Source organism: Cellvibrio mixtus subsp. mixtus J3-8 (assembly GCF_000766945.1).
Lineage (GTDB): Bacteria > Pseudomonadota > Gammaproteobacteria > Pseudomonadales > Cellvibrionaceae > Cellvibrio > Cellvibrio mixtus_A.
In genome coordinates, this window is the sequence record NZ_KN266208.1 from 74895 (window position 1) to 99382 (window position 24488).

At 48.3% G+C, this 24488-nt stretch carries 18 protein-coding genes; 8 read left to right on the forward strand and 10 right to left on the reverse strand.

Annotation, left to right across the window (positions count from 1 at the left end; translation table 11 throughout):
• The first annotated feature begins 13 nt into the window (after nt 1–13).
• Genes A596_RS10975 through A596_RS10985 form a run of 3 tightly spaced genes read left to right on the forward strand, consistent with a single transcriptional unit; the run spans nt 14 to nt 3927 of the window.
• Nucleotides 14–928: an AAA family ATPase gene (locus A596_RS10975; protein ID WP_039914747.1), complete on the forward strand. Its 915-nt coding sequence runs from the start codon at nt 14–16 to the stop codon at nt 926–928.
• Between the two features lie 3 nt (nt 929–931).
• Nucleotides 932–1930 carry a DUF58 domain-containing protein gene (locus A596_RS10980; protein WP_039914749.1) on the forward strand — a complete coding sequence of 333 codons (999 nt, stop codon included), beginning with the start codon at nt 932–934 and terminating at the stop codon, nt 1928–1930.
• Entirely contained in the window at nt 1927–3927 is a 2001-nt protein-coding gene (locus A596_RS10985) for a transglutaminase TgpA family protein (protein WP_052417433.1), read from the forward strand. The genes A596_RS10980 and A596_RS10985 overlap by 4 nt, the downstream gene beginning before the upstream one ends.
• A 144-nt stretch (nt 3928–4071) precedes the next feature.
• Here the strand turns inward: A596_RS10985 and A596_RS10990 are convergent, their stop codons facing one another.
• Together A596_RS10990 and A596_RS10995 are read right to left on the reverse strand one after the other, a co-directional pair.
• On the reverse strand, nt 4072–4593 hold the full coding sequence (locus tag A596_RS10990) for a PEP-CTERM sorting domain-containing protein (protein ID WP_039914750.1): 522 nt from the start codon (nt 4591–4593) through the stop codon (nt 4072–4074).
• Nucleotides 4594–4847: 254 nt separating this feature from the next.
• Nucleotides 4848–5462 carry a carbohydrate binding domain-containing protein gene (locus A596_RS10995; protein ID WP_052417486.1) on the reverse strand — a complete coding sequence of 205 codons (615 nt, stop codon included), beginning with the start codon at nt 5460–5462 and terminating at the stop codon, nt 4848–4850.
• Between the two features lie 263 nt (nt 5463–5725).
• Here A596_RS10995 and A596_RS11000 point away from each other — a divergent pair, with 263 nt between their 5' ends.
• Together A596_RS11000 and A596_RS11005 are read left to right on the forward strand one after the other, a co-directional pair.
• Nucleotides 5726–6277, forward strand: coding sequence for an RNA polymerase sigma factor (locus tag A596_RS11000; RefSeq protein ID WP_039914752.1), 552 nt, complete (start codon nt 5726–5728; stop codon nt 6275–6277).
• Nucleotides 6274–8502, forward strand: coding sequence for a vWA domain-containing protein (locus A596_RS11005; protein WP_039914753.1), 2229 nt, complete (start codon nt 6274–6276; stop codon nt 8500–8502). Before A596_RS11000 ends, A596_RS11005 begins: the two co-directional genes overlap by 4 nt.
• Nucleotides 8503–8644: 142 nt before the next feature.
• Here A596_RS11005 and A596_RS22115 read toward each other — a convergent pair whose 3' ends face one another.
• Complete coding sequence (locus A596_RS22115) at nt 8645–10288, reverse strand: NINE protein (protein WP_052417434.1); 1644 nt, start codon at nt 10286–10288, stop codon at nt 8645–8647.
• Nucleotides 10289–10370: 82 nt separating this feature from the next.
• Nucleotides 10371–10883, reverse strand: a complete 513-nt coding sequence (locus A596_RS11015; RefSeq protein WP_039914754.1) for a DUF1993 domain-containing protein — start codon at nt 10881–10883, stop codon at nt 10371–10373.
• Between the two features lie 203 nt (nt 10884–11086).
• Here A596_RS11015 and A596_RS11020 point away from each other — a divergent pair, with 203 nt between their 5' ends.
• Nucleotides 11087–12826, forward strand: a complete 1740-nt coding sequence (locus A596_RS11020) for a cation:proton antiporter domain-containing protein (RefSeq protein ID WP_039915489.1) — start codon at nt 11087–11089, stop codon at nt 12824–12826.
• An 89-nt stretch (nt 12827–12915) separates the two neighbouring features.
• Here the strand turns inward: A596_RS11020 and motB are convergent, their stop codons facing one another.
• Both motB and motA read right to left on the reverse strand, forming a co-directional pair.
• Nucleotides 12916–13917 (reverse strand): flagellar motor protein MotB, encoded by a 1002-nt coding sequence (gene motB, locus A596_RS11025; RefSeq protein ID WP_039914755.1) that lies wholly within the window; start codon nt 13915–13917, stop codon nt 12916–12918.
• Between the two features lie 11 nt (nt 13918–13928).
• The gene (motA, locus tag A596_RS11030) at nt 13929–14786 is read right to left on the reverse strand and encodes a flagellar motor stator protein MotA (RefSeq protein ID WP_039914756.1); all 858 of its coding nucleotides are present in this window, start codon (nt 14784–14786) and stop codon (nt 13929–13931) included.
• A 236-nt stretch (nt 14787–15022) separates the two neighbouring features.
• Here motA and A596_RS11035 point away from each other — a divergent pair, with 236 nt between their 5' ends.
• Complete coding sequence (locus A596_RS11035) at nt 15023–15340, forward strand: DUF1244 domain-containing protein (RefSeq protein ID WP_052417435.1); 318 nt, start codon at nt 15023–15025, stop codon at nt 15338–15340.
• Between the two features lie 7 nt (nt 15341–15347).
• Here the strand turns inward: A596_RS11035 and A596_RS11040 are convergent, their stop codons facing one another.
• The gene (locus tag A596_RS11040; protein ID WP_084128248.1) at nt 15348–20039 is read right to left on the reverse strand and encodes a two-component regulator propeller domain-containing protein; all 4692 of its coding nucleotides are present in this window, start codon (nt 20037–20039) and stop codon (nt 15348–15350) included.
• A 164-nt stretch (nt 20040–20203) separates the two neighbouring features.
• Entirely contained in the window at nt 20204–21037 is an 834-nt protein-coding gene (locus A596_RS11045; RefSeq protein WP_039914757.1) for an SMP-30/gluconolactonase/LRE family protein, read from the reverse strand.
• Nucleotides 21038–21368: 331 nt separating this feature from the next.
• Between A596_RS11045 and A596_RS11050 the strand changes: the two genes are divergently transcribed.
• A complete protein-coding gene (locus A596_RS11050; protein ID WP_039915496.1) occupies nt 21369–22421 on the forward strand; it encodes a LacI family DNA-binding transcriptional regulator in 1053 nt (350 codons plus the stop codon).
• Between the two features lie 59 nt (nt 22422–22480).
• Here A596_RS11050 and nagB read toward each other — a convergent pair whose 3' ends face one another.
• Together nagB and nagA are read right to left on the reverse strand one after the other, a co-directional pair.
• The gene (gene nagB, locus A596_RS11055) at nt 22481–23275 is read right to left on the reverse strand and encodes a glucosamine-6-phosphate deaminase (RefSeq protein WP_039914758.1); all 795 of its coding nucleotides are present in this window, start codon (nt 23273–23275) and stop codon (nt 22481–22483) included.
• Between the two features lie 47 nt (nt 23276–23322).
• Nucleotides 23323–24480 carry an N-acetylglucosamine-6-phosphate deacetylase gene (gene nagA / locus A596_RS11060; protein WP_039914759.1) on the reverse strand — a complete coding sequence of 386 codons (1158 nt, stop codon included), beginning with the start codon at nt 24478–24480 and terminating at the stop codon, nt 23323–23325.
• Nucleotides 24481–24488: the final 8 nt, after the last annotated feature.

Genomic DNA, 24488 nt, shown 5'->3' on the forward strand with positions numbered 1-24488 from the left:
TTGAAGGATTCCCATGCAGTCACTGATATCCAGCATTATTGGGCAAGTCGATCAAGTGTTATTAGGCAAAGACCAGCAAGTGCGGCTGGCGCTGGCTTGCTTATTCGCCGAAGGCCATTTGTTAATTGAAGACCTGCCCGGAATGGGCAAAACCACCCTCGCCCACTGCCTTGCCAAAGTATTGGGCCTGAAGTTCGAGCGCGTGCAATTCACTAGCGATTTGCTGCCCGCCGATATCCTTGGCGTGGCAATTTTTGAGCGCGAGCAAGGCGTATTCAAATTTCATCCCGGTCCGGTATTCACCCAGGTGTTATTGGCCGATGAAATCAACCGCAGCTCGCCCAAAACCCAGAGCGCGTTGCTGGAAGCGATGGAAGAAGGCCAGGTGACAATCGAAGGCAAAAGCCGGTTATTACCCTCCCCGTTTTTTGTAATCGCGACGCAAAATCCCTTATCCCAAAGCGGTACTTTCCCGCTGCCCGAATCCCAACTTGACCGGTTCCTGATGCGTATTTCATTGGGTTACCCAAGCCCCGCCTCTGAACGTATGCTATTTGAGGGTGCAGACCCGCGCGCACGTATTCGCCAAATGGAACCGTTAGTTACGTCCGAGCAATTGGCAGCAATTCAGGAATCTGTCCATAACGTGAAAGCAAGCGATTCACTACTGGATTACGTACAACGATTAGTGGCTTTTACCCGTAGCGATGTGCAATTCACCTATGGCCTTTCACCGCGTGGAGCATTGGCGTTATTGCGCGGCGCAAAAGCCTGGGCACTGATCCATAATCGGGAGTATTTGGTCCCCGAGGATATACAAGCCGTGTTGCTTGCGGTTGTTGGTCACCGCGTGCGTGGTCGCGGCCACACCCAGGATACTGAACCATTAGTCAAACACCTGCGCGATAGCGTGAATGTTTTGGGCTAACCCATGGGCAACCCTTTAAGTAATTGGCGCATCGCCTGGGAAAACCGGTTTTATCGCTGGCTGGACCAACGCAGCCCAAATACCCATAGCATCACCCTGAATCGTAAAAACCTTTATACCTTTCCCAACGTTAGCGGATTGATGTATCTGGTGATCATAGTGGTTATCTGGATGCTCGGCACCAATTACCAGAACAACCTGATTCTGGCACTGGCGTATTTGATGATCAGTATTTTCATCGTCGCCATACTGCACGCTTTTACCAATATGGCAGGCATTACGGTGACATTTGCAGGAGCAAAGCCAGCGTTTGCCGGCGAACCGGCGGCGTTTACGCTTGAACTGACAGCAATCCACAAATTTGGCTGTGATCACCTGGAATTGCGCTGGCCGGGCGGCGATACCCAACTGGTCACGCTCAATGCCAACGAGCCTGTGCGTATAAATCTGCACGCACAGAGCAAGGAGCGCGGCTATTTGCGTCCGGGACGATTACTGCTGCAAAGTCATTTCCCGCTCGGGATTATTCGCTGCTGGACCTGGCTTAACCTGGATGCGCAGGCGCTCATCTACCCGGCGCCAATTGCCAGTGAGGAGCCAAAACACCAGGCCAGCGACGGCAAGCAAGAAGGTGGCAGCCGCCAACGCGGCGGTGATGATTTTTCCGGCTTGCGCGATTACCAGCCCGGCGATCCCATCAAACACATCGCCTGGAAGCAATTTGCACAAGAGAAAGGCTTATTTACCAAGGAATATGAAGCCTTTAATTCGGCCGAAAAATGGCTGGATTGGAATAGCCTGACACTGCCACAAGAAGCGCGTCTATCGGGTTTCTGCTACTGGGCACTGGAATACGAGCAGCGGCAAATTCCCTATGGCTTGCGTTTGCCGGGTATCACCCTGGAACCCGCCCTGGGTGAGGCGCACCTGCAGGCCGTACTTACAGCAATGGCGCAGTTCAACTTGCCAGCACCGGTATTGCCAAAGGTGGCGACGCAATGATTAAACCTTTCTGGCAACGCACCACCAAAGTCACTCCCGCTGTACGTGAAGAATATCTGGTGCGCGACAAACTGGCCTGGCTATTGATAATGCAAACAGTATTGATACTGCCGTTGCTATTTAACCTGCCAGCTTGGTTAGGGCTAGCCTGGGCGATCTCTGCATCATGGAGAATCCAAATGTTTCGTGGCCGCTGGAGCGCCCCGGGTAAAGTGGCCAAGAGTTTACTCACGGCAATTTGTGTGGCCGGCATGTTCGCGAGCTACTCCGGTAACACCAGTACTGAGGCAATGGTCGGATTACTGGTTTGTACTTTCTCACTCAAACTGCTTGAGGTTAACTCCACACGCGACGCGCAATTTTTGATTTTTATCGGCTTCATCATCACCGCCTCGCAATTACTTTTTAGCCAAACACCGCAAGCAGCAGCCTTTTGCTTATTCAGTATGTTGTTGTTATTAAGCTGTTGGCGATCACTACACCTTACCCATGAACAATCACCGACGCTGCGTCTGAAACGCGGCGGCGCCATCATCTTGCACGCCTTACCAGTGATGCTGGTGTTATTTCTGGTGGTGCCCCGCTTGGGACCACTGTGGGCGATTCCCAATCAGCAGGCAGCCAAAACCGGTTTTAGCGATAGCCTGTCGCCGGGCGACTTGGGCAACCTTGCGCTAAATCCAGCACCCGCGTTTCGAGTTTCGTTTACTAACCAGACACCACCGCCTGCTAACCAGCTTTACTGGCGTGGAATAGTGCTGGACGGCTTTGATGGCCGCGCCTGGAAAATGCGCGATAGCTGGGGCAGAGCATCGGAAAATGGCTCCAGTATCAAACAAGAATTGATCGACTATAGCGTTATCCTTGAGCCGCATGGCCAGCCCTGGCTGTTTAGTTTGATGACCCCGATTGAAACCAAAAGCGCAACCGACAGCATCCGTATTACTGCCGACTCACTGTTGATGAATCGTATTCCCGTTGCCCAACGCATCCGCTATGAAGTGACGTCTGCATTGAAACAGGAATGGCCAGAATCGCCCCAACTTCAACCATTACAACGGGATGGTTACACGCGCCTGCCCCTGACAAGTAATCCGCAAACTCGCGCGTTAGGTGAGTCCTGGCGCGCGCAACAATTGAGTGACCAACAAATCATTGATAAGGCGTTGGCACTGTTCAATCGCGAATTTACTTACACTCTCCAACCACCCCTGCTAGGTGTTCACTCCGTGGATGAGTTCCTGTTCCAAAGCAAGCGGGGATTTTGCGAGCATTTCGCGAGCAGTTTCAGTTTCCTGTTGCGCGCGGCGGGTATTCCTGCGCGCGTAGTGGTGGGCTACCAGGGAGGGACCTGGAACCCGGTAGAAAATTATTTACTGGTTCGGCAATCCGATGCCCATGCCTGGACTGAAGTCTGGATAGAAGGCAAAGGCTGGCAAATGATTGACCCCACCGCCGCCGTAGCACCCAATCGGATCGAGCAGGGAATGAGCGAGGCACTCAATGCGTCAGACCTGGAGCTGGTTAATAGCGCTTGGCAAAGCTCATCCATTTTGCAGCAATTACAGATTCGTTGGGACGCGGCCAATTATGTATGGCAAGTCTGGGTGCTTAATTACGACACCAAAACACAGGAAGGATTGTTAACGCGCTTGCTCGGTGGAACGGAAAGCTGGCGATTAACATTGTGGTTAATTGGATTGGGGTTGCTCGGCGCAGGAATTTTTGCGTGGATGCTCGTGCGCCGCCGGCCATCGCTGGCAATACGCCGTGAAGTTAAAGCAATTAAAAAGCTGGAACAAAAATTAGAACAATGTGGCTATCGGCGTGCGCAAGGCGAAACGCTGGGTGATTTCTTCCAGCGCATTTTAGTAAGTGCTCCGCAATATCGAGCAACGCTGCAAAATATCCATCAGCTTTTTGTGCAGATTGCCTATCAAAATCAGGCTATTCAGATAGAGCGCCTGGAGCAAGCAATAAAACAATTCCCCAAATAAAAAAGCAGTACGTCCCGAAATAAAAATGTGCCAGCATCCCAAATAAAAAAACCGCCGATATGAACTGCGCCTTGCCTGGTTAGACAGAATGCTAACTTTCAGGGTGCAGTTCAGATACGACGGCTTTTTTGACACATTCAAGAATTAAACAGCTGTTTTTCTTCTTGCGGCAGCCAGGCCTAACAGGCCCAGACCAAACAACATCATGGTACCCGGCTCGGGAACTTGAGCATCTTTGGTTACTACGGACAAGGTAGATTTGCCAATAATGAAATCGCCCAGCACGCTGGTCACTTGCACAAACAAAGTGCCATCAGCATTCAGCTTTACCAATGAGCTCAAACCCAAACCGCCAGTCCAGTCTACGGTTGGGTTCAATACCAAACCGCCGTCTTGCAAATCAAACAGGCCAATTTGCACCAGCGCAGTTTCGAACGGAGCATACCATGGGTCTTTATCATCGCGGAATTCGATGGTCAGTGTCGCAGTTTGCGCACTACCCAATATAAAACCTTGATCCAGAATATTGTGGGTCCAGCTTTTGGAAGCGCCGAAACCCACCGTTTTATTTACTGTTTCAACATCGGTAATCAAACCGGCTTGAGCATTTGCAACCATTAAAAACGCAGCGGCAGCAACAATTTTTTTCAACCATTGAAAATACATAGAAATTCCGTCAATTAAATATTTTTAACATCAGCAACCGCATTTTTATTCACACAGTTACTCCTGAAACACCAAAAAATCTGGTGCGCGCAGTTTAATAAAATCGTCACCAAAAACCACTCTTATTTTCTAAAAAAACAGTGCATTTTTTGTGTTTATTTGTAATCAAAATGGAACGTATAGAAAACAAAAAAAGCCCGTTTACACGAGCTTTTTAATCATTGAAATGAATTTTCTGCGTGCAGCAGAATGAATTATTTCGCTAATTTTTTTCTGCTGTAAAACAAACCAATCAGACCGATTGCAAACATCATCAGCGGGCTTGATTCAATTACCTGCGCGCGGGTAGTCACCACAACGTCATCCAGAAAATTACCAACAGTAGAGTTGTCGTAGCTGGTAAACGTAATTGTACTAAGAGTGCTGGTTGCCACAAAACTACCGGTGTATTGCTTCCAGCTACCGACCACATGATCATTTAGCAACGCCGAAAGAGCACCTGCGCTAAAAGAAAATTGTTCGTTATTGCTCTCACGTGCACTGTAATAAAACGAAACGTCGTAAATCTGGCCAACAACCGTGGCAAAATTTTGATAGATGGAAAACACAGTGCCATCAAAAGGGTGCGCATTCAGCTCCGCATGTTGCTTGCCTTCCGGTGCAACCACGCCGCCAAAGTTGTTCCAAATCTCGATGTTATCGCCCTTCCAACCATTAACACTGGATGAAGGGAAATACGCCCAATTGCCTGATGCAACAGCGTTATCTTCAAAGCCGCCATTCACAATAAGATTGGCCTGGGCATTCAACGCTAACATCAATACAGCCAAGCCACCCAACACGCGGGTATAAACAGATTTAACGCCCATACTGGTACCGCCTGAAAAAATGCTATGAATTATCAGCTGCGTCGAGAGACAAAATCCCGACACCATTGTCGTCAAAATCAGCAATTTACGCGCCATATTAAAAATCCATAGGTAAAACAACGATGTAGTGATAACCACATCACAAAATAAAACATGATTTGTAAATAAAACCGACGGAAAGCAGCCACCAACCAAGGATTTGGTTATTCGATGCGTCTGATTAATGTCGACAGATCAAGAGGGATAGAAGATGGGGCAGACCAATGCGGCCCATTGATGAGAACCAGTTAATCCGCACTGCACAGGCCGGTAATGCCGCGGCCTTTGAACAGCTACTCATAGATAGCTATGACCGGATTTATCGTTTTGCATACCGCTGGTGCGGTAATCACGCTGATGCGGAGGATGTCACCCAACTCACCTGTATCAAGCTGGCGCAAAGCATCGGCCAATTTCGGTTTGAGGCAGCGTTCAGCAGCTGGTTGTATCGGCTGGTAATTAACTGCGCAAAAGATTGGCATCGCAGCCAGCAACGCCATCAGCATGGTGACCTGGAACAACTGGCAAGTGAAATCCATCGTGATGATCGCGCGGAAAACGGCATCTACCTGCAACAAATATTGCAGCTACTGGATTCGCTCGCCGAAGGCTTTAAAGAAACCGCACTGTTGGTCCACGCCGAGGGGCTAACCCATGCAGAGGCCGCCATCATCCTGCAAGTAAAGGAATCCACTGTGTCCTGGCGACTCCACGAAATTCGCAAACAACTCCAGTCCCTGCAACAGGGCGACGGAAGTTGGGAGGTATCCCTATGAATGAACATGACCTGCAACAGCAATTACAGCAACCCACACCCGCTCCTGCTGCCGACGCCAAAGCGCGCCATATCGCCGCTGCTATGGCTGCGTTTTCTGCACAGCATACAGTAACGGCAAATGAAGAAAGCCGGTCCATTAACGAGGAACAAAATAGTCCGCAAAAAAAATCCAATGTGCTCCAAGGATTTTTACAACGCCTGCGTCCTACCCGTGACACCAATCATCACGGGAGTGATTCAATGAACAATCCAACGTTTGATAACCGTCCTCTTTGGCAAAAACCGGCGCTTATTTCCAGCATTGCAGCATCCAGCCTGGCGGTGCTGGCGGGAATCACATTTATGCAACATCTGGCAATCAACCCGGTGAATGATGAACTGTCAGCAACACTGGCAAAGCAAACAGCTGAAGCCAATGAACAGCGCAAACAATCGGAACGAGCCAATGATGGATTGCTAGAAAAGAAAATTGCCACTGATGTTGTTGAAGAGGCTGTAGTGACCGGTGTACGTGCAGAAATACCGCAGGAAAGAAACGTTATTAGCGCTGGGGATACCGGACAATTACCGGATGCCAGTGTTGCTGATGCGTTGCAACGAGTACCTGAATACTCTGTTGCCGCACCTCCACCAGCACCAGTTGCCAGCCGCACTACCGCCGCTGTACCTGCGTTAGCCAAACCAATTATGCGGCAGGCCGATTTGATTAAAGAGGCTCAGGTTGCCGGGATGAGAGAAAACATCGTTAGCGCTCCGGAATTAAAACGTGCAAACGGCGCAATCGATATACCAACGGCACCACCACAAGAATATCGCGACCGCTTTGAAGGCTTTACAGAAAATGCAGTAACCGCTGTGAGTGAAAATCCCGTCTCTACATTTTCAATCGATGTGGATACGGCTTCGTACAGTTTTGTACGCCGCCAATTAAATAATGGCCAACTGCCCGCAAAAAATGCAGTGCGCATTGAAGAGATGATCAATTATTTTGATTACACCTACCCTGCGCCGCGCGATGAAAAAACACCGTTTGCAACACACGTTAGTGTGATGGATTCACCGTGGAAAAAAGGCAACCAGTTAATCCATATCGGCATTCAGGGCTATCAATTGCCAATGGCTAAAATTCCACAATCCAATCTGGTTTTTTTGTTAGATGTTTCCGGCTCCATGGATGATCCCGGCAAATTGCCGCTGGTAAAACAATCCATGAGTTTATTGCTGGATACATTAAAACCTGACGACACCATCGCCATTGCTGTTTACGCTGGCGCTACTGGGACGGTTTTGGAACCGACAAAAGTCAAAGAAAAAACCAAAATCCTTGCTGCATTAAATAATTTGCAAGCCGGTGGCAGCACCGCCGGCGCCGAAGGTATCGCACTCGCCTACCAGTTGGCGGAAGCGAATTTTAATTCCAACGGTGTTAACCGGATTATTCTCGCCACCGATGGTGACTTTAATGTAGGCCAAACCAGTGATGATGCATTGCAGGATTTGATTGAACGTAAACGCGATAAAGGTATTTATTTATCGGTATTAGGTTTTGGCCAAGGCAACTATCAGGATGCAATGATGCAAACCCTGGCGCAAAACGGCAACGGTACTGCAGCGTATATCGATACATTAAGTGAAGCGCAAAAAGTCCTGGTGAACGAAGCTAAGTCGACATTATTTCCCATTGCCAAAGATGTGAAAATCCAGGTGGAATTTAACCCGGCGACAGTGGCGGAATATCGTTTGATTGGTTATGAAACCCGCGCGCTTAACCGCGAGGATTTCAATAACGATAAAGTGGATGCCGGCGAAATTGGCTCGGGCCATAAAGTCACTGCAATCTATGAAATCACTCCCGTAAATTCCGACAGCAAATTGTTGGAGCCTGGCCGCTACCAACAACAAGCAACGATGAATAGCAAATCCAGTGAGCTGGCATTCTTGCGGTTGCGTTATAAATTACCAACACAAAACCAATCAATGTTAATAGAAACACCCATTACGAAAAATACACGCGATGCTAGTGCCAACTATCAACAAGAGGTTAATTTTTCAATTGCTGTTGCCGGTTTCGCGCAGCTGTTACGCGGCAGTAACTACACCGGTGATTTTAATTACGACCAGGTAATCGAATTAGCACAAGCCAATAAAGGCAAGGATGAATACGGTTATCGCACCGAATTTATCCAGCTGGTGCGCAAGGCAAAAATTGCCAAGCCGCTGTAACTATATAAGCACCGGAATAGCAATAAACACCGCAATAGAAAGGCGCTAAATAGAAAAGCCCGGAATAGAAAGGCCCGAAACAGGAAGGCCCGAAACAGGAAGGCCCGGAATTATCCGGGCCTTTTTCCATCACACCAGAACGTTATTTATGTAGGGACGTGGTGCTGTTATGAATTGTGAAACTTTCGCTGACGGTCCTTAATAATTTTCGGTTTTTCTCATAAAGGGATTCAAGGGTCCAGGCGTAAGTGATGTAAAAATCTGAATCCGTTTCAGTGACCGTCAGCACGTAAACAATTTTTACTCCATCCAATACCACAGCAATTTCTTGTTGTTGCGCACGGCGACCATTTATTTGTACCGATTTTACCGGCTCCAGTTCACGCAGCCCGCTGCCGGATGATGCCAATGTCTTCACTACAAACCCGAGATACGCAGCAGCATCAATAGGTGGGTTAAAATCCTGCTTTGCTTCTGCCATGACAATCGCATAATTTTCAGTCGCCAGATTCGCCACCCCCAACAGGGCATGCTCGTTTAACTGACGATTACCGCTCCAATTACGCGGCACCACTAACGATATTTTTTTATCATCGCTGTACATCCGTATATCGGACGCAGACTTTCCTGATTCAGGACGTTGTGTCGTTACACCACCGCGACATTCCGGGTCGCGCTGTTTGTCTTGCATGGTGCCACCTTTGCAATCCCACACTATTTGTGTGCCGGATTTTTTGGGGGTCCAAATAATCGTTGGGGCATTTCCAGCGTTATAGGTCACCACCAATTTCGCCCCCTGATCCAGACGGATAGAACGCACATGTTGGGTGCTGATATTTTCCGGTAACCCTGCCAGAACATTTTCGCTGGGGAAAAAATTCTTTTCCAAGATAACTTTTTCAACTTTTGCACGGGTTTCATCAACGAGCGCAGCAGAGGCACGGACTTTTGAACGAATCGAGTAATCCTGATAGGCCGGCAGCGCGATAGCAGCGAGGATGCCGATAATCGCTATAAACAATATTGCCCCAATAATAATCGCAACAATCATACCGGGACCGGGTGAAGGAACTTGCCCATACTTGCGCTGCCAGCGCTCCTTCGGAGTGAGCCAGAAAACAAATGCCTCAAGCAGCGAAATAATGCTGGGAATTAATGTGCCCCAGAACAGCAAATAAAACACGCCCCACCATTGCCCCAAATAAAAACGGTGCACACCAAACCCGCCAACAAAAAATGCGAGTGCGCCCGCAGCCACTTTATTTTTGCTGTTGAATTGCGGCTGTTCCGTGCGGCATTTCGGGCAATGGATCATACCTGCATGCAACGCAGCGCCGCATTTGAAACAAAAATGGCTTGGCTGTTCAACCTCGGCCCGGGGTGATTCATAAGGCGATGAGTAAGTAATTGAAAAGTGATCGGTATAAGTAGATGCATGAACAGAAGCCGACGCAGTAGGAGCAGCTTCCACAGGCACAACACCAAGCGGCGTTACCGCCGGCAGCGGGCGTGCTACAGCCGGACTTAGTGCATCGTTGGGAAATAATTGTTCGGCGTGTTCAATTAACTCGCACAAGCCACCGGCTTTATCAATCGCCATTTTGTATTTTTTTGCCGTGGCCAAATCCACATTAGCCTTGAGCAAGCTGCGCGATTTGCGCAACATTTTTTCAATGACAGGAATATCTTTCTTGAAGGTGGCAGCAAGGTTGCTTACCAGGGTTGACCGCTCTACTCCCAATTGGGACTCGCCCAATATATAAACATCCCATTTGATATCTGACATCGCGCGCATCCTTATTATCATTTTTTGCAGACAGTGCTGCCCGGTTTCCAAGGCAGCACTGTGTGTTGGTTAATGCGCCATATTAGCTTTTGTAAGGCAGGCTTCCAAGATAATCTTTCTTGCCAAGATCCACGCCGTTATGACGCAAAATTGCGTAGGCAGTGGTGACGTGGAAATAAATATTCGGTATCGCATGTTGGATCGCAAACTCATAACCGGTGAGGTATTTACCCTCCCAGCGCGGCTGGCTGATGTGGCGCTCGGCGGTCTCCGCAAAATCAGCCGGGGTGAAGGTAGCGAGGTAATCAAGTACTGCCTGGATACGCGCTTTTAATTCCGGCAAGGTTGTTTCGGTATCTGCATGAACCGGTGCCAATTCTACCTTTCCAGTCAGGCGCGCCACGCCCAGCTTGGCGGTATCACAAGCAATCTGTACCTGGCGAATCAAATTGAACTGGTCCGGTGCCAGGCGCGAGTTGAGCAACACCGAGACATCATATTTTTTGGCTTCGGCATGGGCTGCGGCCTTATCCAGGAAGTTATTGAGGTTGTTGAGGATTTTGCTGAATTGCACAACGGTGAGATCGTAAAACATGGTTAGGCCTCCAGAACTTAACGCAAATTTACATAGAGCGATTGCTCGTGAACATACAGTGAAAAACGCCCGATTTATCCAAGGTTGAAGCGATTTGGGGCTAGGAGTAGCGCTATTCAATGGCACCTGAAAAAAACTGCGGGTTGCGCGAATTTCTTTTGAGCATTTATAGTCGACCCTCATTCACGAAAAAAGAAGATGCTATGCCGCATAATATTAGTTTGATAACCACTATTGCCGCCGGCCTCGGATTGGCCATGGTGCTTGGTTTCCTTGTCACACGCCTGCGTATGCCACCCCTGGTTGGCTATTTGATCGCAGGCGTAATCATTGGTCCTTATACCCCCGGTTTTGTCGCCGATTTGGAACTGACTGCCCAACTGGCAGAAATCGGCGTGATGCTGTTGATGTTTGGCGTGGGGTTGCATTTCTCTATTGGCGATCTGATGTCAGTCAAACGCATCGCCATTCCCGGCGCGATTGTACAAATCGCCGTTGCCACAGCCCTTGGCGCTGGCGCTGGCTTGTGGTGGGGTTGGAACCTGGGTGAATCCGTTGTGTTTGGCCTTGCGCTCTCCGTCGCCAGTACAGTGGTGCTGTTAAAAGCACTGGAGGCACGCGGGGTTATCGACAGTATTAACGGCAAAATCGCGGTAGGCTGGTTAGTCGTTGAAGATCTGGTGATGGTACTGGTGCTGGTGCTTTTACCGGCCTTTGCAGTTTTATTAGGCGGCCACACGGCTGGCGGCCATGAACCCGCCAGTGGCAATATCCCGCTGACGATTGCCATCACTATTGGCAAAGTAATCGCGTTCATTGCCTTTATGCTGATTGTGGGCAAACGCTTGTTGCCAAAATTTTTATGGTGGGTAGCCGGGACAGGCTCACGCGAATTATTCAGCCTCTGCGTTATCGCCACCGCCGTTGGCGTGGCTTACGGATCAGCCGCCCTGTTTGATGTTTCCTTCGCGTTGGGCGCCTTTTTTGCGGGCATGATGCTGCGCGAATCCGAATTCAGCCATCGCGCTGCCGATGAATCATTACCATTGCGCGATGCTTTCGCGGTACTGTTTTTTGTGTCCGTTGGCATGTTGTTTGATTTCCATATCATCGTAAACGAGCCATTAAAAGTGCTGACCGTGGTGGCCATCATTATGTTTGGCAAAACCATTGTGGCCGTCGCGTTGGTGTTGATGTTCCGCTACCCGTTGAATACGGCATTGACCGTTGGCGTAAGCCTTGCGCAAATCGGGGAGTTTTCCTTTATCCTCGCGGGACTTTGTATCACCCTGGGGCTGATGGATAGCACCGGCCAGAACCTGATTCTGGCGGGAGCATTAATTTCCATCGCCCTGAACTCATTAATGTTTGGCGGCCTTGAGCCATTACAACGCTGGGCGCGCACCCACTCCTCCTTTGCGCGTAAATTGGAAGCCAGTGTCGATCCATTAGCCACATTACCCATGAGCACACATGAATCTTATCTGGCCGGGCAAGTGGTATTGGTTGGCTATGGCCGCGTAGGCGGACGCATCGCAAAGATTCTGAATTCCAATAACATCCCTTACGTAGTTGCCGATACAAATCGTGAACTTGTGGAGCAACTACGTGCAAAAAATATCCCGGCTGTGTGTGGCGATGCGGCAGATCCGAATGTATTAATCCAGGCTCATATTGCGCAAGCAGGAATGTTGGTCGCCGCCACCGCCAATACATTCCATGTACGGAAAATGGTTGAGACCGCCCGCTTGCTTAACCCCAAAATTGAAATAGTGATTCGCACTCACAATGAAGATGAAGCGGAATTATGGGTTAAGGAAAATATCGGCAAGATATTCTTAAGCGAGCGCGAACTCGCCGCAGGTATGGCTGATCATGTGTTGTTGCGTATGGGTAAACTCGATTCGCACACAACGCATTCTCAACACGCCCATTCGCATTAGAAATAATCGTTCGATGCAAAAAGAAAGGGGCTGAATATTCAGCCCCTTTTCATTTCAATATGCTTCCTAACCCGGCAACCTTTCCAACGCTAGCGAGCACTCTCCGCGTCTATCGCATCATTGACTTCCGAGGGTGACAGTATTTTGGGGGCGGGGCCGGATGGGCTAAACGGATCACCACTGCCTTTAATCAAGCTATTGCTATCAATGCCAGCACCGCTACCCAAAGCATCCGCCACCGCTTTTTTCAACACAATAATAGCGATACGGCGATTGATTGGTTCATTGGGCTTATCAACCAGCAAGGGCGCCGCAGATCCCATCCCTTGCACTGTCGCGACTTTAGGTTCCGGATAAGAGCCTTCTAATAATGCACGACGCGCGGCGTTGGCCCGGTCAGCAGACAGCTCCCAGTTTGTGTAGGTTGCACCCGCACCGTAAGGTGTGGAATCAGTGTGGCCAGTGATGCTGATTTTGTTTTGCACTTTATTCAAAATCGGACCCAACGCATGTAATACCTCTGATGACCAGGGTTGCAAATTCGCGCTCCCCACATCAAACATCGGACGCTGGTCTTTATCTACAATCTGGATGCGCAAACCCAGTGCGGTGAAATCGATAAGGATCTGGTCTTTGATTTTTTGAAATACCGAATCGAGGGAATTGATTTCCGTTTCCAGTTGTTTTTTTAATTCTTCCAATTGCTGGGTTTCAATTTTTTCCATTTCTTTTTTAACTTGATCTTCAGTCATCTGCTGGTCGTGATCTTTATTCGCTTCCTTATCGCTCGCCATATCATTATCGGGTTGGTCGGATTGCGATTGCTTGAGTGGTTGATCCTGGTTAATCAACCCCAAATCCGCACCGCCCTCACCGACCACATACTCGCTGCCCGGATCCTGGAAATAACCGGCAATGGCTTTTTGTTCTTCAGTTGAAGTACTCCCCAATAACCACATCAACAGAAAGAAAGCCATCATGGCCGTCATAAAGTCCGCGAGTGCGACCTTCCAGGAACCACCATGGTGCCCATGGCCGTGGCCCTTCTTTTTCTTGATGATAATGGGTTGTTGCGTTGCGCCTTTTTCCATCACTCAAGCCCTTATTTTTTGCTTGCGCGATATTGTTCTTCCAACTCTTTGAAGCTGGGGCGAACACTGTGGAACAAGACTTTACGGCCAAACTCAACCGCAACTTGCGGCGGCACGCCGTTCATGGACGCCACTAAAACAGCTTTAATGCATTCGTAAGCGCGCGACTCATCGCGCAATTTGTGATTCAGGTAACTGGCAAAGGGGCCGATGAGGCCGTACGCAAATAAAATCCCCATAAGTGTACCTACCAATGCCGCAGCCACCGAGTGACCCAGTTCAGCCGGCGGTCCACCGATCTTGCCCATGGTAATTACCACCCCGAGTACCGCAGCAACGATACCGAAACCAGGCAAACCATCAGCAGCGTTTTGAATCGCGCCGGGAACCAGCGATGCTTCCTGGTGGTGGCCATCCAGCTCTTGTTCCATCAGGGATTCCAATTCGTGCGGCGCCATATTGCCAGCCACCATAATGCGCAGGTAATCGCAGATAAATTCAACAATATGATGATCTTTGAGGATGTCAGGATAATTGGCGAAAATCGGGCTGGAATCAGGCTCTTCAATATCACCTTCAATCGCCATCAATCCTTCGCGACGGGTTTTGTTGAGGATGTCATACAGCAGCGTCAGCATCTCCAGATAAAAGGACTTGTTAAATTTGGACGGAGTCATTAATGCACCGGCCGACTTCACCACCCCGATACTCACAGAAAGCGGGTTGGCAACAATCATTCCCCCTAGCGATGCACCGCAAATAATCAGAATCTCGGTCGGCTGCCAAATTGCCAGCAGGTTACCGCCGTGCAGCACGTATCCGCCGAGCATACAAGCGAAGAGGACGATGATCCCCAAAATAATATTCACGCAAACCCCCGGCGCAGAAAACGCTTCGAAAAGCGGCAAAAATGTCTAAATATCAAACAATGGAATAAGTACCGCTAAACTGGCACGACTTGAGTATAGGCAGGATGAAAACAGGTTCAAGGTGACGGGGAATTTAACCATCGGGAATTTCACAAATTTGACCCGCAGCGAGGGATGACCGACACTACTGGCGTTAAATTTCCCTTCGCACTACTGCGTGGTTTTGGAGCCAGATTATGAAAATTGAAGAACTTTCACCCGCCGATCAACAAGCATTGGAAGCGGCCGTATTCCGGCGTTTGCTCGCTCATCTGGATAGCCGTAAGGATGTACAAAATATCGACCTGATGAACCTCGCCGGCTTTTGCCGCAACTGTTTGAGCAAATGGTATGTGGCAGCGGCGGAAGAGGCGAATATCGCACTGGATTATGAAGACGCACGCACTCGCGTGTATGGCATTCCCTATTCGGATTGGAAAACGCAATACCAAAAAGAAGCGAGCAACGTGCAACTGGAAACGTTTCAAAAAGTGATGGGCGACAAGACAGAGTAAACAGGCGTTATAAATTATCCGGCGCAACCGGACGCGATGCCTGGATGCGCAACTCACCGCGCTCAAGCGAACCAATGAGTTTGTCATCTTGCAGTGGATTGGCGTGGAAGGAGCATCCCAATTCACTGTTAATACCCACCCAGCAATCGCGCCCGGCTTTTTTGGCCGCGTAGAGTGCGCGATCAGCAATATTCACTACCTGCTCCCAACTCAATACATCGGGATGCTGTTGGTAAAATGGATAGCTCGCGAAACCAATGGAAGCAGTTTTATGCAAATGCATTCCGTCGCCCACATCAAAGGAATAATTAGCAACGGCCAGGCGAATACGCTCGGCCATTTCAGCGGCCTCATCGCGCGAACAAAATCGTGCAACAATTAAAAATTCTTCGCCGCCCCAGCGCACCAGATAATCCGAATCGCGCAACGCCTCTTCCAGCAAACGACTCAATTGCTCCAATACCTTGTCGCCCGCATTATGGCCATAAGTGTCATTAACCGCTTTAAAATGATCGACATCCAATAACAAAAAAATTAAATCGCTATCTTTTGGTGGCGGCCAGAAAATTGAATCCTCTGTGCGCCCGTTATTGGAATCCAACCAGTTTTTATATTCGCGATCGACTAACGACAAATCGGCACCGATTGATTTACTGAGGAAGCGACGATTATGCAAACCGGTGAGTGGATCAGACAAACTTGCCTCCTCCAGTTTTCGATAAGCGATTTGCAGTTCTTGTTGTGCCTGACGCAAGCCTTCATTTTTTTTGCGCAACTCTTCCGTGCGCTCGGCAACTTTTTTATCCAGGTACTGGGTCGCGCTGTAAAGTTGCAAATGGGTATCTACCCGCACCAATAATTCTTCTTTGGAAATAGGTTTGGTTAAGTAATCATTCGCGCCTACTTCAAATCCCATTACCAGATCGTTGGTCTGGTTGCGCGCCGTGAGGAAAATAATCGGTAATTCATAAGCGCGATAGGTTTCGCGCAAACGCTTGCAGGTTTCGTAGCCGGACATTTTCGGCATCATAATATCCAGCAATACCAGGTCCACGTCACCCTGCTGCGCAATAACTGCAATTGCTTCTTCGCCGCTGGAGGCTTCAGTCACGCGATAATTGCGCAGCGCCAGGTGATTCACTAATACCAGGCGATTAACCGAATCATCATCCACTACCAGAATGTGGCCCTGATGGGCCTGGTTTTCCGTTGCAGGTTTATTATGTACGGGCGCGAGTGCTATTCGCTCCGCAACGTCGGCAATTGGTAGATAATTATCTTCTGCGATAACAGGTAACTCCAGAGACAAAGGCAAATGCACGCTAAACACGGAGCCGTGGTTTGGTGTGGACTCAACAGTGATATTGCCTCCATGCAATTCTACTAATTGCTTAGTGATGGAGAGCCCCAGTCCGGTACCGCCATACGCGCGCTCGGTGCGGCCATCGGCTTGATAAAATGCCTGGAAGATATCTGTTAATTGCTCCGCGGGAATACCTATTCCGGTATCCGCAATTTGCACCAGGATTTGATCATCTTTTACCTCGGCATACACATTCACGCTGCCCTCATGGGTGAATTTCACCGCATTGCCGATTAAATTGTGCAGTATTTGTAACAGGCGATCTTCATCGGCATAAATCGCCGGAAGCTCAGCGGGAACCCGGTTGTATAGCTGCAACTTTTTATCGCCAATTAAAGGGCGAGAAAGTGTGATAACGATATCCACCAACACCCGTAAATCCAGCGCTTTTTTATGTAAGGCAATGCTTTGGTTTTTTAATTTGGAAAAATCGAGAATGTCATTTACCAATGCGGAAAGGCGTTGGCCACTCGCCGCAATCAAACGCAAACTGTATTGCGCCTGCGCCGGCAACTTTCCACCAATACCATCCAACAGCGATTCGGCCAACCCGATGATGCCATTCAACGGCGTGCGCAATTCATGGGAGGTATTAGCCAGGAATTCATCCTTTAATTTATCCACTTGTTGCAAGCGCCGCACCAGCGAACGTTCCTGTTCTACTTGTTGTTGCTCGTACTGCAAGCGGGTTAATTGGATTCGTAAAAACCAAACCACAAGTGCGGCAACCATAGCGATATAAATAATGTACGCCCACCAGGTGCGCCAAAAGGGTGGCAAAATAGTAATACCCAGGCGCGTCACCTGATCACTCCAAATGCCATCATTATTGCTTGCCTTTACTTCAAAAATATAATTTCCTGCATCGAGGTTGGTGTAAGTGGCTGCGCGTTTATTGTCGGCATAAATCCAGTCATTATCAAAACCCAATAACCGATAGGCATATTGGTTTTCTTCACTCATTTGATAATTAAGTGCAGCAAACTCCAACGTAAATACCGAATCCTTATCGGTGAGCGTAATGGCATCCGTGTGATTAATAGCGCGGCTAAGCGGAGATTTTTCACCACCGATAACAGCCGGTTTATTGAGAATGGACAAATTGGTTAATACCACTGGCGGGCGATGTGGGTTGGTGGTAATTGCCGTTGGGTTAAACAATACAAAACCTTTACTGTTTCCAAAAAATAACTCACCGGACGCTAATTTAACCGGGGTATTGCGATTAAATAAATTGTCATTCAGGCCATAGCGCTTGTCAAAATTTCTGAATTCTTTTTTGCCAGTATCAAACCGCGCTATCCCTTTTTGGGTTCCCAGCCAAAGGTAGCCTTGATCGTCTTCAATAATTCCAGCTACAACATCATCAGCCAAACCATCGCGACTGCTGTACGCTGTGAATTTTCCGGTCGTGCGATCCATTAAATTCAAACCACCACCATCAGTGCCTACCCAAAAGTTTCCGCGGCTGTCTTCATAAAGTGCGAATACAAAATCAGCGGCAAGTGTGCTTGCATCACCATCTGTATGTTGATAACGCGTAAAGGTTTCACTCGCCGGGTCAAATAAATACAAGCCGCGAATAGAGCCGACCCAAATGCGATTTTCCTTATCGACATACACAACACGTGCATAAAGCACTTTATCGCCATCGAGTTGTTCTGGTGCTGGAATAAAATAACGAAATGAATCAGTGGCTGGATCGTAACGGTTTAATCCTTCTTCTGTAGCAATCCACAAATAACCGCGGGAATCACGTACCACCGACCAGGGCTCGCGGCCACGAATAGCTGTGGGATTATTGGCATCAGGAAGGTAGTGTTTAAATTGGCCGCTGCTCAAATCCAGCCGATTTAATCCGCCCGCCCAAATGCCTAGCCATAATTCCTGCGCAGGTTCATTCAAGGACAGCGAGAGTACTGTGTTGCCACTCAAGCTGTTTGGATTAGTGGGATCATGTTTGTAACGGGTGAATTTTTGTCGTACCGGATCAAAATAATTTAAGCCATATCCAGCGCCGATCCAGAGTTTGCCAGCTTTATCTTTCGCTGCAGATAACACCCCACCTTCGGTAACAGAATTAGGGTTGCTGGCGCTGTAGCGGTAATTATTAAATATCGATGCCTGGCGATCCACAACATCCACACCGGATGGGAAATATCCCAACCAGATATCGCCTGCCGCATCTTCAAATAATTCATTAACCACGTAATTGCCCGGCGATGCGGGTTCGGTTTCATCGTAAGTAAAACGTACAAATCGTGTGCTGCCGGGGGCGCGTACATAAACCGCACTACCATCGCCAATCCAGAGGTTATTTTCGCGATCCTCCAACACGGACCAAACAATCGCACTTTTTTCCTGGTTATCGTGTTTGACCGATATGAATTGCTCACGCTGGTTATCCAGCATAAACAGGCCCGCACCGTAACTACCGGCCCAGAGATTATTGGCCGAATCCACATAGAGTTCGCGGATATCCATAAAACCCAGGCCCTGGGCTTTACCATAGGTACGCATTTCACCGGTGGCCGGATTAAAACGGGTAACGCCCAGATTCTGGTGTCCGAGCCAGAGCAGGCCCTGCTGGTCTTTTACCAGCGTCCAAACCCAGGAACCTTCGGCGCCATCAGCGATTGAGTATTTGCGGAAGCTTTCGACAGCGGGATCAAAACTGTAAAAGCCGCCACGTGTAGCGAGCCAGAGGCGACCGTCGTTGCTCTCTTCAATCGCCATAACATCGTCAACGCTATGGGCGTCGGGGGAATCCTGCGCTGTGACATAGCGAACAAAATTATCGGATTGCGCATTAAAACGATTAATCCCTTTACGCGTAGCTACCCATAAATTTCCAGCGGCATCCAGGCGAATATCGTTCACATAATTGTGGCTGAGGCTATGGGGATCATTATCGTCCTTGCGATAAATACGCAAACTGTACCCGTCAAAGCGGGCAAGGCCATTAGCACCACCAAACCACATGAAGCCTTCCCGATCCTGGGCGATGGCGGTGATATAGCCAATAGCAGCTACCTGATCAGGCAGAACATGGCTAAAGGAGAAGTGTGTTGCCGGAGCGGGGTTTCGTTCTGTTACCGGAACCTGGGCATGGGAATTGGCGACTGATATGCACAGACAAGCGATGGTAGCAAAGCAACGGGACCTGGCGATGCAGCACCACAACGAAGGTAAACCGGAAATCCTTACTTGCTTCCGCGGCTGCATATGATGTTGCATACGTTCAAGCAAGTAACAGACATTCGTCCAAATACTGCAAAAAACCACGCGATATTCCTGTCTAGCGGTAAGATCATCGGCAAGAAACACCAACAACATGGAGGTTTCATTTTTTGTTTGCGCCTTAGCATAGCCCAAAGGTCGTTACGACGGCTAAAGCCGATGAAAAAAAACACCACTTTAATAGATGAAAAAGCGCGCCGGTTTATTACGAATGCGCTTCGTTGTAACACGTTATACACCGAAAGCCCAACGCAGGCAGGCTATTCCAATTGATACGCGGTCACCGTATTTTTGAAAAAGTTAGGTACAAACAAGGTTTGGGTTGCAGGATCAAAACCTATATCCGCCGTATTGATTTTACCGGCCTGCGAATCAACCAGCAGTTGTATTTTTCCGTCGGCATACACGTAATAAATTAACCCGGGCCAGCACGACACAATAAATTCACCGCGCTGGATCATCTCAATCCCGTCAATCCCCTGGGCAAAACCTTTCGCGAGGGTCAGTGGTTTTTTATCGGGGCCAAACAATATTAACTCCTGCCCTGCCCCAACGACCAAACTGGAGCCAATAGCTTTCAACCCATTGGCATTGCTGACATTTTCCAAATAGAGGCTGGGTTCATCCTTTTCAATGCGATGGATTTTATTGGTGCGGGTATCCGACACAAACACGATACCCGATGAGTTCACCGTAACATCATTCAGAAAAATGGCACCGGCAATCGGAATTTTTTTGATGATCTGTTGTTTTTTAATATCAATGACCACGACCTCGGTTAGATCAGCGACATACAAATTATTGTGTGCAATTCCCATCCCCTTGGGTGCATTAAGGCCGGTAATCCAGTCTTTTTCGAGGACTTCACCATCAGGAGCCAGCCGGGCGATGCCACCTTTACCATCGGCCGCAGCGCCATCACCATCAATGAGTGATACGAATAGATAGGGCGATTTTTTATCGGCAACAAATAAAACAGATTCCGGCGTTGGTAAATCGGAAGCTATCCAGGCAGGCGTAAGTTTATGCTGGGCTTGTGCCGGGAACACCGCGCAGCTTGCTATAACTGTTACCAGAGCCAATAGTGTTCTCATGTGATACCTCTTCTTTATTGTTTTAGTAATAACACGCAATGCTGAATGCGGATCAGGTTAAAGCCCATATGAAGCATGGTTGCTTCTTAACCTGAATTTATAGTGCCATTGCCCTTTTTATAACAGCAAAAGATTTTACAAAACCTTGCGCCACCTATGCGCCGGTGTTTCGCTGCGAAACGATTGCACTGGAACAGGCTAAGCTCTACCCTAGACGCCAAGGCGGCAGACGCCCATTTGACCAATACGTTTCAAGTCTAGTCAATCCACGGCGGGCGTATTGCCTTATGCTATAAAAATCCATCGACACCCAAAAAGTTGACCACTAATGATGAAAGCCAGTGCCGATAAACATGCTCCAAAGACCAAAGCCACCATTAAGGATGTAGCCAAGCTCGCAGGGGTTTCTTTTAAAACCGTATCCCGTGTAATTAATAAGGAAGGGACCGTAGGCCAGGAGTTGCAGGACAAAGTCATGCAAGCCGTAAAAACCCTGAACTACCAGCCCAACCTTTCTGCCCGCTTGTTGCGGGGAGCAGCGTCGTCCATCGGGTTTATTTATGACAACCCTAACAGCAACTATGTAATTGATATGCAGAAAGGAATTCTGGGCGAATGCCGTCGCCAGGGCTATGAACTGGTAATTCACCCATGTGATTCAAAATCTGAAGATATTATTGATGAAGTGCTTAACATGGTGGATCGCAGCCAGGTAGGCGGCTTGGTATTAACGCCCCCCATGTCAGAAATGCCGGATGTATTATCGGCACTTGGTAAACGCAAAATCCCTTTTGTTCGAATTCTCTCAGGTGCACAGCCGCCCGATAAAAAAGGCCCGTGCATTTTTATCGATGACCGTACTGCGGCTTACAAGATTACCCAGTACCTGATCGATTTGGGCCACAAGGCTATCGCCTTCCTGGGTGGTGAAGAAGCACATAAATCCAGTGGTGAACGCCTGGAAGGATACAAAGCGGCGCTCAAAGCCAACAAAATTGTATTGGATAAAAAATTAATTTTGCCGGGTGAATATTCATTTGAATCCGGCGTAAAACGTACACGACAATTACTTGCATCCAATTTAAAACCCACGGCTGTGTTTGCTTGTAACGACGAGATTGCAGCAGGTACTTTATTTGCGGCGCGGATCCAGGGTGTAGATGTGCCGCAACAATTATCGATTGTCGGCTTTGAGGACAGCCCGTTCTCTCGCCAAGCCTGGCCCAATTTAACAACGGCGCAACAACCCAACACCACCATTGCAGAACGCGCTACCAATCTATTAATCGAAACGGTTCGCGCGCAACGCAATGTAGAAAGCGAAGGGTTTTACCCACAATTAATTGTGCGAGACTCAACCTGTCCTGCGCCATCAAAGCGCTAAAAAGAACTGTAAAAATAAAAGGCCAGCATTTGCTGGCCTTTTATTTTTACAACGAAAAATCAATTACGCCCCAATCGCTCTAACAACTTTTGGTTTTCCACTTCGATATGCTTGTAGAAATCCACATCCGCCAATTGCGATGCAGCAGCTTCATCAATCACCAATACAACTTGTTCATGCAACTGCAATGCAGACGCCGGGCATGCGGCTGTTAACGGACCTTCGACAGTTGCTTTAATCGCTTCTGCTTTATTTTCACCAGTCGCCAACAGAACCACTTTTTTGGATTCAAGGATAGTTCCAATACCCATAGTAATGGACAAATGTGGCTGGTATTCATCGGGACCAAAGAAACGCGCATTGTCATCAATCGTTGCACGCGTCAATGTTTTTACACGCGTACGTGATTTCAATGATGATGATGGCTCATTGAAACCAATATGGCCATTGCGGCCAATACCCAATAATTGAATATCAATCCCGCCATTCTGTTTGATATTTTTTTCGTAAAGCTCGCATGCTGAAAATGGATCCTCTGCATCACCCGGAGGTACCGCAGTTTTTGCTTTATCGATATCAATATGGTCAAACAATTGTTGGTTCATAAAATAGCGATAACTTTGTGGATGAGTTCCAGGCAAACCTAAATATTCATCCAGATTAAAACTGCTGGCTTGTTTAAAAGAAACATGTCCACGTTGATAAGCAGTAATTAATTCTTTGTACAGCGCAACCGGTGTAGAACCTGTTGCCAAACCCAATACTGAATCAGGTTTGCGATTAATTTGTTTGATAAAAATATCAGCGCCGTATTTGGCAACTTCGGCAGCATCTTTCAGGATAACAACTTTCATTAAGCACTCCGGTGAGTGTTGGAACAGAGGAACAGGTTGAAACCGATCTAATTATGTTGGCCAATATCGCCAGCCACCCACGTATGGGTAACCTTAAAGTCATCGGTAAAGTGAACCAAATCAGCGCGATAGTTTTCGCGAATACGGCCCAGGTGATTATCTACTTGCATATATTCTGCAGGATACAGTGATGCCATCCGCAGGCTCTCAGCGAGCTCAACACCAACCCAATTAGTGTTCAGGCGCACCGCATCAATCATGCCGATTGCACTGCCCGCCAAACGCCCTTCCGCATTCACCAGGCAACCATCTTTTTCATAAATCGTTTCGCCATAAATCTGGAATGATTTTTCCGACGACCCCACCGTCGACATGGCATCAGTTACCAAATACATTTTGCCTTTGGGTTTTGCCGCATAGGCAATGCGCGCAGAAGCAGCATGCACATGATAAGTATCAATAATAATTCCGCACCAACTATTTGCATCTTCCAATGCTGCACCAACCACACCTGGTTCGCGACCAGTTGTTGGGCGCATTGCATTATACAAATGCGTAAAACCGGAAAGGCCTTCTTTCAATGCTGCCACTACATCTTCGTAGTGACCATCCGTATGACCAGCGCAAACTACAACGCCCGCAGAGGTCAATTGTTTAATTTGGCCAACGTCTGCATGCTCAGGCGCAAGTGTCAGCATCACTTTAAATTTGTGTTGTGCTTTTACCGAAGCAACCAGCCAATCAATATCAGCTTGCTCCATTTTGCGAATGTAACGTTCATTGTGCGCGCCACGTCGTGCCATATCAAAAAATGGCCCTTCCACGTGCACACCCAATACACCTTTCAATCCTGCTGCAACGGCATCAGCAATAGCGCGCACACCCGCTTGATGAACTTCACGGGTATCACTAATTAACGTGGGTAATAATGAAGTAGTACCGGTAGGACGATGGCCATCCAACATTGTCCTGATGGCGGAAACACTAGTGTCGTTAGTAAAAAATGCACCGCCACCACCATTAACTTGCAGGTCAATAAAACCGGGCGCCAGTACACCACCATTTAATTGAATACGCGCAATACCGTCCGGCAGATTTTCTGCAGAAACCAGCGCCTCAATTACTTCGCCATTAATGATTAATGCCCGATTATCCAGAAATTCTTCGCCGGTAAAAATTCGTGCCCCGACTAACGCTTGTTTCATAGCTATAC

Bases quoted from the DNA above. Each gene is read 5' to 3' on its own strand.
- A596_RS11015 (WP_039914754.1), bottom strand. From the start codon at position 10,883: ATGTTTTACGATCTCACCGTTGTGCAATTCAGCAAAATCCTCAACAAC.
- A596_RS22115 (WP_052417434.1), bottom strand. From the start codon at position 10,288: ATGTCAGATATCAAATGGGATGTTTATATATTGGGCGAGTCCCAATTG.
- motB (WP_039914755.1), bottom strand. From the start codon at position 13,917: ATGGAAAAAGGCGCAACGCAACAACCCATTATCATCAAGAAAAAGAAG.
- nagA (WP_039914759.1), bottom strand. From the start codon at position 24,480: ATGAAACAAGCGTTAGTCGGGGCACGAATTTTTACCGGCGAAGAATTT.
- A596_RS10985 (WP_052417433.1), top strand. From the start codon at position 1,927: ATGATTAAACCTTTCTGGCAACGCACCACCAAAGTCACTCCCGCTGTA.
- A596_RS11000 (WP_039914752.1), top strand. From the start codon at position 5,726: ATGCGGCCCATTGATGAGAACCAGTTAATCCGCACTGCACAGGCCGGT.
- A596_RS10990 (WP_039914750.1), bottom strand. From the start codon at position 4,593: ATGTATTTTCAATGGTTGAAAAAAATTGTTGCTGCCGCTGCGTTTTTA.
- A596_RS11045 (WP_039914757.1), bottom strand. From the start codon at position 21,037: ATGAGAACACTATTGGCTCTGGTAACAGTTATAGCAAGCTGCGCGGTG.
- A596_RS11050 (WP_039915496.1), top strand. From the start codon at position 21,369: ATGAAAGCCAGTGCCGATAAACATGCTCCAAAGACCAAAGCCACCATT.
- A596_RS10975 (WP_039914747.1), top strand. From the start codon at position 14: ATGCAGTCACTGATATCCAGCATTATTGGGCAAGTCGATCAAGTGTTA.
- A596_RS11005 (WP_039914753.1), top strand. From the start codon at position 6,274: ATGAATGAACATGACCTGCAACAGCAATTACAGCAACCCACACCCGCT.
- A596_RS11020 (WP_039915489.1), top strand. From the start codon at position 11,087: ATGCCGCATAATATTAGTTTGATAACCACTATTGCCGCCGGCCTCGGA.
- A596_RS11035 (WP_052417435.1), top strand. From the start codon at position 15,023: ATGAAAATTGAAGAACTTTCACCCGCCGATCAACAAGCATTGGAAGCG.
- A596_RS10980 (WP_039914749.1), top strand. From the start codon at position 932: ATGGGCAACCCTTTAAGTAATTGGCGCATCGCCTGGGAAAACCGGTTT.
- nagB (WP_039914758.1), bottom strand. From the start codon at position 23,275: ATGAAAGTTGTTATCCTGAAAGATGCTGCCGAAGTTGCCAAATACGGC.
- A596_RS10995 (WP_052417486.1), bottom strand. From the start codon at position 5,462: ATGGGCGTTAAATCTGTTTATACCCGCGTGTTGGGTGGCTTGGCTGTA.
- A596_RS11040 (WP_084128248.1), bottom strand. From the start codon at position 20,039: ATGTTGTTGGTGTTTCTTGCCGATGATCTTACCGCTAGACAGGAATAT.